Raw genomic sequence first — 14,523 nt, forward strand, 5'->3', positions numbered from 1 at the left:
TGAAGGAAAAAGCCCTTCTTGCCGCCAGAGGAAACCGGATTACCAACTTTAAGGAAAAAACTCTTTAAAAAAAGCACTTTTCCGACATATCGCCAGCAAAAAATTGCTTTAGATGAACACCATTCGCCGAACAGTGATGGCGATTCTAGAGCAGCCATGCTCACCGAGACTACCCATAACGACGTACGCACGTCGGCAAAAACAAGGAAAAGGACTTCTTATGTGCACCATGACTCACTTCGTCATCTCCACGGCTCGACACAACGATAGCGCGCTCTCCATGCTTGCGCTGGCTTTTCAGCCCCATGCGTATGCGCCTGAAAGCCTCCGAATGCCGCAATTTCAGGTCGTATTGGCGGGCAGCGCCTTCTTTCATATCAAGGAAACTGCCACCGGCCGCGTCAGAGGTTTCCGCGCCAGCCATAACGAAGCCTGCGCCCTTGCCCGCTTGCTTGAGTCACGCGGTTGACGAATTCCAGGGCTTCATTGCCATAGACGTTTCGTCACGCCGATGACTTAACTCAGCCGTCGACAGGCAACAACTGCCATACTGCCCGACCAATGAAATCCGTCCCCAGGACGGACGGCGTTCAACACAACAGAATATTTCCAAGGGAAGGCAGCTACGTGACGGAATTTGATATCGGTGAATTTTTTATCCGGGGCGAAGCCAGAGAGGTCGACGGCGAATTCCAGGCTGTCATTGTCATGCGTGCCAAACCACCGTTGACTGCGGTGACCTATCACCAGGTCGAGAAGGATCGCTGGTTCAAAACCTCGGATGTCGCTGACACCGCCGCTAAGGAAGCCGCCCAGGCCCTGAAAACTGCCGTCGATGAAGGTGCATTGAACGCCTGATCCTCAGATTTGCAGTCTATGCTCTCTCCTGCTTTCCACCATCGCTTTCGAACTCCTGACGCGCGGCCCCCTCAGATGCAATGAAGCCGCACTCAGATATCGCATTCGACGCGACACGCAAGGAGATGACAATGGATTCACCTACACACGACTTGAAAGGCTTGTTCGACCAACTCGGCCTGGATTCCAGCGAGAAAGCCATCGATGACTTCATCGCCAGCCATTCACCATTGGCTGATGACAAGAAACTCATCGACGCCGAGTTCTGGACCCCGCAACAAGCAGGCTTCCTGAAGGAGCAATTGCGAGAAGACGCGGATTGGGCGCGGGTGGTCGACGACCTGAACCTGCGCATGCACCAGGTTCACTAACCCGCACAGTCAATGCAGGCTGCCGGGTGCTTCGGCGTTCAATTGCGCCAGCCAGGCAGCCTTGCACTCCTCGGCTTCATCGCGACTGCAATACACCGTTCCCCGGCGCTCGCCATTGAGCAGCACCACCCAACAAACGCTCTGCCCCATCGCACGCAAATAGGCGGGTACACCGCTGCCAATCATGACCGCGACATCGACTTTACTGCGCATGTTGACCTCTCGAATTTCATTAGCAACCTAACTATGTAGGCATGTTAATGAGTTCATTCGCGAGGAAACAGCAACGAGCCTGCACAGCTTCATTGCCAATCCCGTAACAATGGTCAGCCGCTCAGCGAGCACTCTGCGGCTTGTAGCCCAAGCGCAATCCACCCCAATGCCGGCCCTTGAGCATGATCGGCACCGAGAGGTCGTGCATCAGCTCGCCCGTGTCTCGGGTATAGGTTTGCAACAACACAGGCTGTTGATGGCTACCGCAGCGAATGCCGGTGCGGTCGGCGAACTTGCGTTTGGTGCGGTTCTGCAAGGTATCGACCTGTACATCGCCGGTCAGCGGCAGGCTGAAGGCTTTGTTATGGGTCGGTACATAACCTTGCTGAGTGCAGGCGATGGCAAACACCAGCCCGTCATGGCGTGGCAACAACGGTTCCTGAATGGCCGGCAACACCTGATCGGTGTAGCGGTCGAAGCGCGTCTGAAACTTGGCCGGGCTGGTGTTGGGGATCGCCTGGTAGTTGCGGTCAAACAAGTCTTCCAGACTGATCCGGCCCTCATCGATATCCGCTTCAAAACGTGCAGTGATCTGGCTTGCGCCTTCGCGAGCCAGGTCATAAATCCTTTGGTGATAGTCGTCCAGCCCGACTTCGGCGAGGCGCTCGCTGATGGTTTCGGCTTGCCCTTCCATTTGCACCGCGGCCTGAGCCAGACGCTGGGTCTGTTGGTCGCTGACCGTCAGGTCGCTGCGCATCTGTTCGATGGCGTGAAACAGGCTGTCGAGCTGTTCGCGGTTGGTGTCCGTGCCCCGAGCGATTTCTGCGACCTGGTGCTCGACGCCAGCGGCCAGGCGCGCGATGTTCTCCAGATGCTGACCGGTGTGCTCGACCTGCTGGACGCCGGTGTCGAGGTCGCTGGACAGTTGCCGGATCTGCTCCACCACTTGCGCCGTGCGCTGCTGGATATCGGCAACCATCTCTCCGACTTCGCCGGTCGCGGTCGCCGTGCGCGCTGCCAGGCCACGCACTTCATCGGCCACCACCGCGAACCCGCGTCCGTGTTCGCCGGCCCGGGCCGCTTCAATGGCGGCGTTCAAGGCCAGCAGGTTGGTCTGGCTGGCGATGGATTGAATCACCAGAGTGACCCGTTGAATGTCATCGCTGCGCAGGCTCAAGGCTTCGATCAGCTCACGGCTGTTGCTGGCGCGCTGGCTGAGCTGATGCATGCGGGAGATCGATTCGATCAATTCCGTACGCCCCGCCGCGCTGCTCTGATGGGCCTCGCTGGCAGCGTTCAAGGCTTCTCGACTGAGTGTCGACGTGGCTTGCTCGGTGGAAATCATCACTTCGGCGTTGCTGACGATCCGCTTGGCCGCATCGAGCTGCGACTGGACCCTCTCGGCCAGCTGCTTGACCGAAAACGCCACGCCAGCGGCGGACAATGCGTTGTGACTGGTGGTGTAGGAAAGGTCGCGGGTCAGCTCGGCAATGGCACTTGAGCTGTCGGCTGGGGGTGAATCGGCGACGGCGCGCGTACGCAAGCGTGGCAGCCAGACGATCAGCACTGCCACCGGCAGACCGATGTAAAGCGAAGCGCCGCCCAAGGTCATGCCACAGAGCAACAGCACCAGGGCGATGCTTTGCAAAGTGGGCGTCAGCCAAAGGTTTTTTGGCACAAGCACTGGTGCAGGCACATGCCCAACCAGAGATCCGTCTCTCGTCATCTTCGTCACCCCGTGGAGCTTCTAATTGTTGTGACTGTATTAAACGCCACTAGAGGGCCATTATCTATGGTCCATTAGTAGTGGGCCTTGCAGCAGATCAATAGAAGGACGTGAGTTTTTCGCAGACGAAAAAAAGCATCGCGGGCAAGCGTCGTTCCTTCAGGAACAAGGCTTGCCCGCGATGCGGGGCGTTACGAAATCAGGCCTGACGCTGGTGCTTGTCGATCTGTTCGTGACGCTCTTGAGCTTCGATGCAGTACTTGGTGGTCGGGCTGATCAGCAAGCGCTTGAGGCCAATGGCCTCGCCGCTGTCATCGCACCAGCCGAAGCTGTCTTCTTTGATGCGTTCCAGAGCCTGTTCCAACTGAGGCAGCATGCGCTGGTCGCGATCGATCGCGTTCACCAGCCAGGTGCGCTCTTCTTCGACAGAAGCAGCGTCGGCCGGATCGGCTGGAGTGTCCAGGCTCTCGATGGCGATGCGGTTCTGTTCGATGCGCTCATGGGTTTCGACTTTCATGTTCTGCAACAGCTCGGAGAAAAAAGCATGTTGCTCGGCATTCATGTAGTCATCCGCCGGCATGGCCAGCAACTTGTCCTTTGTCATTGATATCTCTATAAAAAAACGTGCATTAAGGCGAATTAGGGAGCGTTCCGGCTGACCAGGTCTGGCCATCGGAAAGGCGCCATTTATTCCAAGCGCCACCCGGCACTCAATTTACGAGGGGCGGCAGTCTAAGGCCGACTTGAGGCCTCAGCAACTGAAAAGACAGCGAATTCGTCCGACAAAGCCCCGAAAGTGCTTTATGGCAGCCTTTGCGGTGGTTATCGGAGTGCGTTTATAGCAAGAAATTCAATCAAGCGGCTGTATATAGAAGACAAACGGCTGCGCCACGCGGGTCAGGCGTGGCGCATGTCGCTGTTTCGTCCGGCTTCAGCGCTTGAGTTTACGCTTGTTGCGGTACTGGTCGATGACCACCGCCACCACAATAATCAATCCCTTGATGATGTCCTGAATATACGCATCAACCCCGACAAAGGTAAACCCGCTGGCCATCACCCCGAGAATCAGCGCACCAATCACCGTGCCGGTGATGCGCCCGACGCCACCGGCCAGGCTGGTGCCGCCGATGACCGCAGCGGCAATCGCATCCAGTTCATAGGACATGCCCATCCCGGCCTGCCCGGTCGCGGCGCGCGCTGAAGCCACCACACCTGCAAGACCTGCCAGTAAGCCGGCGATGCTGTAGACGATGACCAAATGCCGCTTGACGTTGATCCCCGAGGTACGCGCCGCCTGCATGTTGCCGCCGATGGCGTAGGTGTACTTGCCGTACTTGGTGTAACGCAGGGCGATGTGAAAGATCACCGCCACGACCAGGAAAATGATCACCGGCATCGCACCGTGCCCGATCGCCGTGTAGGAATCCGACAGCATGCTCACCGGCTGGCCCTCGGTGTAGAACCGCGCCAGGCCCCGCGCCGACACCATCATGCCGAGGGTGGCAATGAACGGTGGAATGCCGGTGATGGCAATGATGCTGCCGTTGATTGCCCCCGCCAACAGCCCCACCCCAAGCCCGGCGATGACTGGAATCCAGACCGGCAAGTCCGTCAGCGACGGAAACACCGCCCGGGCAAAGTCCGAAGTCTGTGCCAGGCTGGCCGCGATCATCGCCGACAACGCCAGCACCGAGCCGGAAGACAGGTCGATCCCGGTGGTAATGATCACCTGCGTCACGCCGATGGCCAGCAGACCGATGATCGACACTTGCAGGATCATCAGCACCAGACGCTGGGAGTTCATCAGGAAGCTTTGGTCGCGCACGATCCAGCCGAACAGTTCAAAGACCAGGCCGATACCGATCAGCACCAGGAAAATGCTCAGCTCGGTCGGAAAGCGCCGGCGACTTTTGATCGGTGCCGTTGCTGGCTTGTTTTCCAGTATCGCGTTCATAAACACTCACCCTTCCCTTGCGTCGCCAGCCGTGACCATGGCCACCACCGGCATCAATTAGTGAACCACGGACAGGCCCGAGGCCAGTTGCATGACCCGCTCCTGGGTCGCTTCGCTGCGGTCGAGGGTGCCCATCAGGTCGCCCTCGTGCATGACCATCACCCGGTCGCTCATGCCCAGCACTTCCGGCAGCTCCGAGGAAATCATGATCACCGCCATGCCTTCGCTGGCGAGGCAGGAAATCAGCCGATAGATCTCGGCCTTGGCCCCGACATCGATGCCGCGAGTCGGCTCGTCGAGAATCAGGATTCGCGGGTTGGTCATCAGCCAGCGCGCCAGCAAGGCTTTCTGCTGATTGCCGCCGGACAAGGTGTCGATGCACTGTTCCAGCGAAGGGGTTTTGACCCGCAGCTTCTTGCACATGTCTTCGCACAGCGCACGCAGGGCTTTCTGTTGGATAAAGCCATGACCGGCGTAATGCGGCAGCACGGCCATCTCCATGTTTTCCAGGACCGACAGGCACGGAAACAGACCGCTGAGCTTGCGATCCTCAGTGAGCAAGGCGAAGCCCTTCTCGATCGCCAGGTGCGGATCGCTGATGCGCACCACTTCGCCATCAAGGCGAATCTCGCCGCCATCGCTTGGGGTAATGCCGAAAATCGCTTCGGCGACATTGGTGCGCCCCGAGCCCATCAACCCGGCGATCCCGAGAATCTCGCCCGCATGCAGGTCGAAGGAGACGCCTTTGAAAATGCCGTCCAGCTTGAGGTCGCGCACTGACAGCAGCAGATCGCCGATCGGCTTCTCGCGCACCGGGAACAACTGGCTCAGTTCGCGACCGACCATCATTGAAATCAGGCTGTCGCCGTCCATGCTGTCGGCTCGTTGCAGGCCGATGTAGGCGCCGTCACGAAACACCGCCACTTCATCGGCGATGCTGAACACTTCATTCATTTTGTGGGTGATGTAGATGATGCCTTTGCCCTGGCTCTTGAGGTCGGCAATGATCGAGAACAGGTGGGCGACTTCCTTGTCGGTGATCGCTGAGGTCGGTTCGTCCATGATCAGGATGTCGGAGTCGTAGGACACCGCCTTCGCAATCTCGACCATCTGCCGCTCGGCGATGCTCAGGTTGCCGACCAGCTCTTCGGGGTCAAGATTGATCCGCAGACGCTCCAGCAACTGGGCGGTGCAGCGGTGCATTTTGCGGTGGTCGATCATGTGCAGGCCGTTGAGCTGCTCGCGACCGATCCAGATGTTTTCGGCGATGCTCATGTGCGGCATCAGGTTGAGTTCCTGATGGATCATCGCAATCCCGGCTTGCAGCGCCGCCAGTGGCGTTTCGAAGACCACCGGTTTGCCCCGCAGGCGAATTTCACCGGCGTCCGGCTGGTAGATGCCGGCGATGATTTTCATCAGCGTCGATTTGCCCGCGCCGTTCTCACCCATCAGGGCCAGCACGGAACCGGGGCGCACCCGAAGCTGCACGTCGGACAAGGCCACCACACCGGGAAACCCCTTGCTGACGTTGAGGATCTCCAGCAGGTACGGCTCATCGACAGGTGTTGCGGTTGGCTGGATACCCACCACGGGGTGCTCGAAGCAGTCGCTGAAGCGAACATGATCAGGTACTCCATCAGCAAGGTCGCCGTGGCAACCTTGCGTGCTTATTGTTGTTATTGAACGGACGGACTATTTGAACGTGTCGACGTTTTGCGGGGTGATCAAGCGATACGGCACCCAGACGGCCTGCTCAACCGGCTCGTTCTTGGCCATCCTCACCGCGGTATCGATGGACCCGTCTGCCTGACCTTTGGCGTCCTGGAACACCGACACCGCCATGCTGCCTTTCTTGATGGCGTTCAAGCCATCCGGCGTACCGTCGACACCGGCGATCAGCACACTGCCCTTGTCGACGCCGGCCTGTTGCAGGGCCATGGCGGCACCGATGGCCATTTCATCGTTGTTGGCCACGACCGCATCGAACTTGCGGCCCTGGGTCAGCCAATCGTTGACCAGGGTCATACCTTTGTCGCGCAGCCAGGTCCCGGTCTGCTCTTGCTCGATCTTGATGTTGGGGTACTTGGCCAGCACCTCTTTGACGCCTTTGGTGCGGTTGGTGGTGGAGTTGTTCGCCAGGTCGCCCAGCAGAATCACGATGTCACCCTTGCCGCCCATTTTGTCGGCCAGGTACTGCATCTGCATTTCACCGGCCTCCAGGTCGTTGGAGGCCACCGTGACCACTCCCTTGGGCAGTTTCAGGTCATCCGGACGGCGGTTGACGTAGACCAGCGGGATGCCGGCCTTGACCGCCGCTTCGGTGATTTTTTTGGTGGCGGCGGTATCCACCGGGTTAACCACGATGGCATCGACCTTCTGGCTGATGAAGCTTTCGACCTGGCTCAGTTGCTTGACCACGTCGCTGCGTGCGTCTTCGAATTGCAGCTTTACACCCTCGGGATAGGCCTTGGCTTTCTTGTCCATGGATTCGCGCAGGTAGGTCAGCCAAGTGTCATCGAACTGGGACATGCTGACGCCGATCTTCATGTCAGCGAGTGCGGCACCGCTGGCGAACATCAGGGACAAGGCAAGCGAGGCGAAACGGATCTGGGTCTTCATGAAAAGTCTTTCTCCACATTCTTGTTGGTTTTATGGATAAGGCGGAACGATTTTTCAGTAAGCGGGCAAGCGATGAAAACGAGCGAGAGGCAGGTCGCTGGAAACGACTTTATTGGAATATTATTTCTATATCAACTCATTTTAGAATTTTATTCTGATTTTATTCCACGGTGATCGAACTGCCCCAAAACCACCACTTGCTGGCGCTCTGCACTCACGCGCGCCGCGTCTAGAACACGGGTGGTCGCCAGTGCATCACGGGCCTCGACCGGCAGTGGGCCACCGCTCTGTAACGCGGTTTGTAGCTGTAAATAGAACTGCTGCCAGCAGCCGCGTTCGGAGGGCACCCGCTCGCGCACTTCGCCCTGTTCAAACCAGCCCCAGCGCCGATGCTCTTCGACGCCCCAGCGTTCGCCTTCGGATTTTGGCGAGAGCCCGGCCAGCGCAGAGGCCTCCTGCCCGTCCAGCCCGTCGACGCTGTAGCAACCCTGGGTGCCGGTGACGCGGAAACGCGGCCCCGGGGTGTTTTGCAGGCAACTACCGCTCAGGTGCGAGGTGACGCCGCTGGCATGGGTCAATGACATAAAGAAGCCGTTATCGAAGACCTGGTCTTTTTCCAGGTAGTCCAGTTCGGCGTATACCCGATTGACCGGGCCGAACAGTTGCAGCGCCTGGTCCACCAGATGGCTACCCAAATCACGAAGAAAGCCGCCGCCACTGCCGTTGTTCACGGCTTGCGGGGCGTAACGCTCGATTCGCGATTCGAAACGGGTGACCTGCCCCAACGCACCGGACTCGATGAGTTTGCGCACGGTGAGGAAGTCCGAATCCCAACGCCGGTTCTGGTAGACGCTGAGCCGCACACCCTGGCGCTCGGCCATGGTGATCAGGGTCTGTGCCTGTTGCGCATCGGCAGCGAAGGGTTTGTCGCTGACCACCGCCACGCCATGTTCGATGCCGTCGAGCACCAGCGCCGGACGGCCTTTGAGCGGTGTGGAAATCACCAGAACATCGACCCCGGCCTCCACCAGTTGGCCAATGCTGTCGAACGCTGGTACGCCGGGGTATTCGGCGGCCAGCAGCTGTCGGCGTTCCGGCGAACGGGTGACCACGCCCACGAACTTGGCGTTCGGCAGGCTGCTGATCAGCGGAGCATGGAAAAACCGGCCGCCATGGCCGTAACCGACAAGTCCGATACGCATGATTCAACTCCTTATTATTGTTATCACCCTACCCCTGTAGGAGCTGTCGAGTGAAACGAGGCTGCGATCTTTTGATCTTGAAAGATCGCAGCCTCGTTTCACTCGACAGCTCCTACGGGGGATTGGGGTTAGCCGTAGAAGTGGGGACGGTCCGGGAGAGCGACTTTGACGATCTGGCCGTTGTTCTGGGCTTCGATGCACGCATCTGCTGCAACGGCGGCGGCGAAGCCGTCCCATGCCGACGGGCCGCCGACTTGCCCGGCGCGTACGCCGTCGATGAACGCCTGCAACTCCACGTCATAGGCCGCGATAAACCGATCCTTCCAGTCCATCAGAATTGCGTTGGACAGCTTCGCGCCGCTGCGCAATTGAACCTGCGATGGCTCCGGCAGTTTGGCGATGCCGGTCTCCCCCACCACTTCGCACTGGATGTCGTAGCCGTACTGGCAGTTGACGAAAACTTCCACGTCGATGCGCGTGCCCTTGGCGGTTTCCAGCAGGACGATCTGCGGGTCTTTCAGGTGCGCGAGCGCCTTGCTGCTCTTGCGCGGGAATACGACCTGCACCGACACGTAATCGTCGTCGAGCAACCAACGCAGCACGTCCAGCTCATGGATCAGCGTGTCGGTGATCGCCATGTCGGTCTTGTAGTTCTCACCCACGGTCGGGTTGCGATGCGCGCAGTGCAGCATCAACGGTTCGCCGATCTGGCCGCTGTCGATGACTGCTTTGAGGGCGCGATAACCTTCATCATAGGGACGCATGAAGCCGACTTGCACCAGGCGCTTGCCGTGGGCCACTTCGGCTTCGACGATCTTGCGGCAGCCTTCAGCGGTGACCGCCAGCGGCTTCTCGCAAAATACCGGCTTACCCGCGGCAATTGCCGCCAGTACAAACTCTTCGTGGCTCGGGCCCCAGGAAGTGACGAGGATCGCCTCGACTTCCGGCGCCTTGATCAGTGCGTGGCCGTCAGGGTAGACCTCGGCGGTGAGCTTGAGGTCGGACACCACTTTCGCCGCTTGCTGCAAATTGATGTCGGTCACCGCAACCACCTGGCTATTGAGCAAGGTCTGGCTGCAACGACGGATGTGATCCTGGCCGATGGCCCCGGTGCCGATAACGCCTAGCTTCAACGACATGTCTGTTCTCCTGTTGGAATTTTTGTAGAGCAATCAGTACTGACGGGCCTTGGCCAGTCGTTCATTCAGGGTCTTGGCCACCGCGTCGGTGCGGGCGCTGGTGGAGACTTGCGCCACGCCGACCCTCCACCACGACAGGTAGCCGTGAATCATTGTTTTGGGCAGGACCTTGATATCGATCAGCGTCGACACTGTCTGCAAGCGTGCATCCGCCAGTGCTGCCCGCAACTCGTCAACGGTGTTGACCTTGTAGGTCTTGCAGCCATAAGCCGCCGCACTCATGGCGAAATCCACCGGCACGAAGTCGCCATCGAGCTTGCCGGTGTCCGGATTACGGAAGCGGAACTCGGTGCCGAAGCTGTCCATGCCATTGCCCATTTGCAGGTTGTTGATACAACCGAAGGTCATGTTGTCCAGCAGCACCACGTTGATCTTGCGCCGCTCCTGGATCGAGGTCGCCAGCTCCGAGTGCAGCATCATGTAGGAGCCATCACCGACCAAGGCGTAGACCTCGCGCTGCGGCTCGGCGAGTTTCACCCCCAGCGCGGCGTTGACCTCGTAGCCCATGCACGAATAGCCGTACTCGACGTGATAGGTGTTCACGCCCTTGCTGCGCCAGCTGCGCTGCAAGTCGCCGGGCAGACTGCCGGCAGCAGCGACGATGATGGCGTCATCGGTGAGGGTTTCATTGAGCACGCCGAGTACGCGGCTCTGGGTCAGGCAGGATCCGGTCAGTTCGATGAATTCGCGCAGGACGGCTGGGTCCATGTGGTCGTTTATTTCCGGGGAGAAGTCTTGGGTCTGGTACTCGATCTGATAAAGACGATCGACTTCTTCGTCCAGTTGCACCTTGGCTTGCCGAGTCAGATCGCCCCAGCTGGAGCGGTAATCGCCCAAGGCTTCAGCCAGCGCCTGCAAACCGGCTCTTGCGTCCGCCAGCAGTTGCACGCCATCGAGCTTCAGCGCGTCGCACGGACTGATATTGAGGTTGAGAAATTGCACCTCAGGATGCTGGAACAAGGACTTCGACGCGGTGGTGAAATCGCTGTAACGGGTGCCGACGCCGATGATCAGGTCCGCGTCCCGAGCCAAAAGATTCGCCGCCAGGCACCCGGTTTCGCCGATGCCGCCGACGTTCAACGGATGGCTGGACACCACCGCGCTCTTGCCGGCCTGGGTTTCAGCGAAGGGAATGTCGAAGCGCTCGGCGAACGCCTGCAACTCAGCGTTGGCCCCGGAATAACGCACCCCACCGCCACAAATGATCAGCGGTTTGCGCTTGCCCTTGAACAGCGCCAACGCGTCACCGAGCATCGCTTCAGTGGCCGGGCGCCGCTCGATGCGGTGCACGCGTTTTTGCAGGAAATAATCGGGGTAGTCGTAGGCCTCGGCTTGCACATCCTGCGGCAAGGCCAGGGTCACGGCGCCGGTTTCGGCGGGATCGGTGAGCACGCGCATGGCATGGATTGCTGCGGTCATCAGTTGTTCGGGACGGTTGATACGGTCCCAGTATTTGCTCACGGCTTTGAAAGCATCGTTGGTGCTGATGCTCAGGTCGTGAAACTGCTCGATCTGTTGCAGCACCGGGTCCGGCTGGCGACAGGCGTAGACATCGCCGGGCAACAGCAGCAAGGGGATGCGGTTGGCGGTGGCCGTCGCGGCGGCGGTCAACATGTTCGCCGCACCAGGGCCGACCGATGAGGAACAAGCGTAGATCTTGCGGCGCAGGTGCTGCTTGGCAAAACCGATGGCGGCGTGGGCCATGCCTTGTTCGTTGCGGCCCTGATGGACGACGAGGTCGCCGCTGTCCTGCTCCAGGGCCTGGCCCAGGCCCAGCACGTTGCCGTGGCCGAAAATGGTAAAGACCCCGGCGACGAATTTGCTCTGGACGCCATCGACCTCGATGTACTGGTTATCGAGGAATTTCACCAGGGCCTGGGCCATGGTCAGTCGTGTTGTGGTCATAACCGATCCTTTCAAATACACCCCCCATCCCTGTAGGAGCTGTCGAGTGAAACGAGGCTGCGATCCTTAAAAGCAGGATCAAAAGATCGCAGCCTCGTTTCACTCGACAGCTCCTACGGGAGGTGGGTCAGGTTAAAGACTTCTCAGGTGATCCATGCTCGCGCCGATGGCCTGCTCAATGTCAGTCAGGCCATGCACGCTCTCGGCAAACGGCTCGAACGACAGGTAGCCGTTGTAGCCGCTGCTGAGCAGCGTCTCGATCTGCAGCGCATTGCCCAGAATGTCGCCCTCGCCCACCAGCACCCGATGACCGTCGCGAATGGTCGCCAGCGGCGCCTCGGCATCTTCGACGCCAGAGATGTGCACCAGCCCGGTCAGCTCGGGGAAAAACTCGGACTCGCCCGCCAGGTGATGGTGAAAGGTGTCATGGACCAGGCGGAACACATCCAGCCCGCCGACGGCCTTGATCGCGTCCACCGCCGTGCGTTTGCGCCGCAGCGAGCATTCTTCAAAACCCAAGGGCTCAATGAAACCGAGAATGCCGTGATCGCGCAGAATCGGTGCCAGTTCGGTCAACGCGGCGCGCAACCACGTGGCGCGTTCGGCTTCGTTGCGCGGATCGGCGCGATCATTCAACGGGCACATGACCAAGCCCTGTGCGCCGCACTTTTGCGCATACGCGGCCAGCTTCAACGCTTGCTCGCGGCGCTCCGCGTTCCACACATCGAACGGGTACAACGCGTTGATCGACAGCACGGTGATGCCATTGGCGGCGCACAGTTCGCGCACCTGTTGCGGGGTGGTGCCGTCTTTGATCTCGACGCCTTCGAGGTCGTTGCGAATCTCGATGGCGTCAGCCTTGAGGGCCACCGCCAACTCGATGAATGCCGGCAGGGACAAACGGGGGGCGACCATACGGTTCAGGGCGAAACGCAGGGGCTGGCTCATTATTGTTGTTCTCCGCAAGAACGAGTTATTTGGCGGTTGGCATGCTGAATTCAGGGCCCTTGGCGATGCTGTCGGGCCAGCGCTGCATCACGCTTTTGTAGCGACTGTAGAAGCGAATGCCTTCTTCGCCGTAGGCGTGGTGGTCGCCGAACAGCGAGCGCTTCCAGCCACCGAACGAGTGCCAGGCCATCGGCACCGGAATCGGCACGTTGATGCCGACCATGCCGACCTTGATGGTGCGGGCAAAGGCACGGGCAATGCCGCCGTCGCTGGTGAAACACGACACGCCGTTGCCGAACTCGTGGGCGTTGATCAACGCCACTGCGCTGGCGAAATCCGGCACCCGAACGATGCCCAACACCGGGCCGAAGATTTCCTGCTGATAAATGCTCATCTCGGTCGTGACGTTATCGAACAGCGTGGCGCCAACGAAGAAACCGTTCTCCGCGCCCGGCACGTTGAACCCTCGACCATCGACGATCAGTTGTGCGCCTTGGGCCACGCCTTGATCGATAAAACCTTCGACCTTGGCCTTGTGTTCGGCCGTCACCAACGGCCCCATGTCACTGTCACCCTGCATGCCGTTACCGACTTTGAGCTGATCGATGCGCGGCAGCAGTTTGGCAATCAGCTGATCACCGACATCGCCCACCGCAACCGCAATCGAGATCGCCATGCAGCGCTCGCCCGCCGAGCCATAGGCCGCGCCGATCAAGGCGTCTGCGGCTTGGTCCAGGTCCGCGTCGGGCATGACGATCATGTGATTCTTCGCCCCGCCCAGTGCCTGAACGCGCTTGCCGCGTGAGGTGGCTTGCTGGTGGATGTACTCGGCAATCGGCGTCGAGCCGACAAAGGAAATCGCCTCGATGTCCGGGTGTTGCAGCAGCGCGTCGACCGCCGTCTTGTCGCCCTGGACGACGTTGAACACGCCGTCCGGCAAACCGGCTTCGGTCAGCAGGCGGGCCATCAGCAGACTGGCCGAAGGATCACGTTCGGACGGTTTGAGGATGAAGCAGTTACCGGTGACCAATGCCAGCGGGATCATCCACAGCGGCACCATCACAGGGAAATTGAACGGTGTGACGCCGGCACACACGCCCAGTGGCTGACGCAGGTTCCAGTTGTCGATGCCGCCGCCGATGTTGTCGCTGAATTCGGTCTTCAGCAGGTTCGGCGCGCCGCAGGCGTATTCGACGATCTCGATGCCACGGGTGACTTCGCCCTTGGCGTCGGAGAACACCTTGCCGTGTTCGCGGCTGATGATTTCGGCCAGCTCATCGTGATGACGGTCGAGCAATTCCTTGAACTTGAACATCACCCGCGAACGGCGCAGGGACGATTGTTCGGACCACGCGGGAAAGGCTTTCAGGGCCGAGGCGACGGCCTGGTCCACGGTCTTCTCGCTGGCCAGCCCGACGCGCGCTTGCACCATGCCGGTGGCCGGGTTGAAAACGTTGCTGAACCGCTCGCTGACGCTGTCTTGCACCTGACCGTCGATGTAATGGCCGATGACCGGGACGTCACTCAT

General features: G+C 59.7%; 13 protein-coding genes and 1 pseudogene. 3 read left to right on the plus strand and 11 right to left on the minus strand.

Features of this window, described 5'->3' with window-relative positions; genetic code table 11:
- Window positions 1-280: 280 nt before the first annotated feature.
- From BLQ41_RS23845 to BLQ41_RS23855, 3 genes are all read left to right on the plus strand, one after another.
- A complete protein-coding gene (locus BLQ41_RS23845; protein WP_408003519.1) occupies window positions 281-469 on the plus strand; it encodes a hypothetical protein in 189 nt (62 codons plus the stop codon).
- A gap of 158 nt (window positions 470-627) precedes the next feature.
- Window positions 628-858 (plus strand): hypothetical protein, encoded by a 231-nt coding sequence (locus tag BLQ41_RS23850; protein WP_090185263.1) that lies wholly within the window; start codon window positions 628-630, stop codon window positions 856-858.
- Between the two features lie 131 nt (window positions 859-989).
- Entirely contained in the window at window positions 990-1,229 is a 240-nt protein-coding gene (locus tag BLQ41_RS23855; RefSeq protein WP_084323168.1) for a DUF2789 domain-containing protein, read from the plus strand.
- A 9-nt stretch (window positions 1,230-1,238) separates the two neighbouring features.
- On the opposite strand, the gene BLQ41_RS23860 is transcribed toward BLQ41_RS23855, so the two are convergent.
- The 11 genes and pseudogenes from BLQ41_RS23860 to BLQ41_RS23910 all read right to left on the minus strand — a co-directional run bounded on the left by BLQ41_RS23860 (window position 1,239) and on the right by BLQ41_RS23910 (window position 14,523).
- Complete coding sequence (locus BLQ41_RS23860) at window positions 1,239-1,442, minus strand: hypothetical protein (RefSeq protein WP_090185265.1); 204 nt, start codon at window positions 1,440-1,442, stop codon at window positions 1,239-1,241.
- A 121-nt stretch (window positions 1,443-1,563) separates the two neighbouring features.
- Window positions 1,564-3,168 (minus strand): methyl-accepting chemotaxis protein, encoded by a 1,605-nt coding sequence (locus BLQ41_RS23865; protein WP_090185268.1) that lies wholly within the window; start codon window positions 3,166-3,168, stop codon window positions 1,564-1,566.
- 199 nt (window positions 3,169-3,367) lie between these two features.
- A complete protein-coding gene (locus BLQ41_RS23870; protein WP_007907888.1) occupies window positions 3,368-3,772 on the minus strand; it encodes a TraR/DksA family transcriptional regulator in 405 nt (134 codons plus the stop codon).
- A 327-nt stretch (window positions 3,773-4,099) separates the two neighbouring features.
- Entirely contained in the window at window positions 4,100-5,122 is a 1,023-nt protein-coding gene (locus BLQ41_RS23875) for an ABC transporter permease (protein ID WP_090185271.1), read from the minus strand.
- Between the two features lie 57 nt (window positions 5,123-5,179).
- A pseudogene (locus BLQ41_RS23880) lies at window positions 5,180-6,744 on the minus strand (sugar ABC transporter ATP-binding protein).
- Between the two features lie 70 nt (window positions 6,745-6,814).
- A complete protein-coding gene (locus tag BLQ41_RS23885) occupies window positions 6,815-7,741 on the minus strand; it encodes a sugar ABC transporter substrate-binding protein (protein WP_090185273.1) in 927 nt (308 codons plus the stop codon).
- 149 nt (window positions 7,742-7,890) lie between these two features.
- Window positions 7,891-8,943 carry a Gfo/Idh/MocA family protein gene (locus BLQ41_RS23890; protein ID WP_090185276.1) on the minus strand — a complete coding sequence of 351 codons (1,053 nt, stop codon included), beginning with the start codon at window positions 8,941-8,943 and terminating at the stop codon, window positions 7,891-7,893.
- Window positions 8,944-9,071: 128 nt separating this feature from the next.
- Window positions 9,072-10,082: a Gfo/Idh/MocA family protein gene (locus BLQ41_RS23895; protein WP_090185278.1), complete on the minus strand. Its 1,011-nt coding sequence runs from the start codon at window positions 10,080-10,082 to the stop codon at window positions 9,072-9,074.
- 33 nt (window positions 10,083-10,115) lie between these two features.
- The gene (gene iolD, locus BLQ41_RS23900) at window positions 10,116-12,047 is read right to left on the minus strand and encodes a 3D-(3,5/4)-trihydroxycyclohexane-1,2-dione acylhydrolase (decyclizing) (RefSeq protein WP_090185281.1); all 1,932 of its coding nucleotides are present in this window, start codon (window positions 12,045-12,047) and stop codon (window positions 10,116-10,118) included.
- Window positions 12,048-12,179: 132 nt separating this feature from the next.
- Window positions 12,180-12,995 carry a TIM barrel protein gene (locus BLQ41_RS23905; protein ID WP_090185283.1) on the minus strand — a complete coding sequence of 272 codons (816 nt, stop codon included), beginning with the start codon at window positions 12,993-12,995 and terminating at the stop codon, window positions 12,180-12,182.
- A gap of 25 nt (window positions 12,996-13,020) precedes the next feature.
- Window positions 13,021-14,523, minus strand: a complete 1,503-nt coding sequence (locus BLQ41_RS23910) for a CoA-acylating methylmalonate-semialdehyde dehydrogenase (RefSeq protein ID WP_090185286.1) — start codon at window positions 14,521-14,523, stop codon at window positions 13,021-13,023.

This window comes from Pseudomonas arsenicoxydans (assembly GCF_900103875.1).
Taxonomy (GTDB): domain Bacteria; phylum Pseudomonadota; class Gammaproteobacteria; order Pseudomonadales; family Pseudomonadaceae; genus Aquipseudomonas; species Aquipseudomonas arsenicoxydans.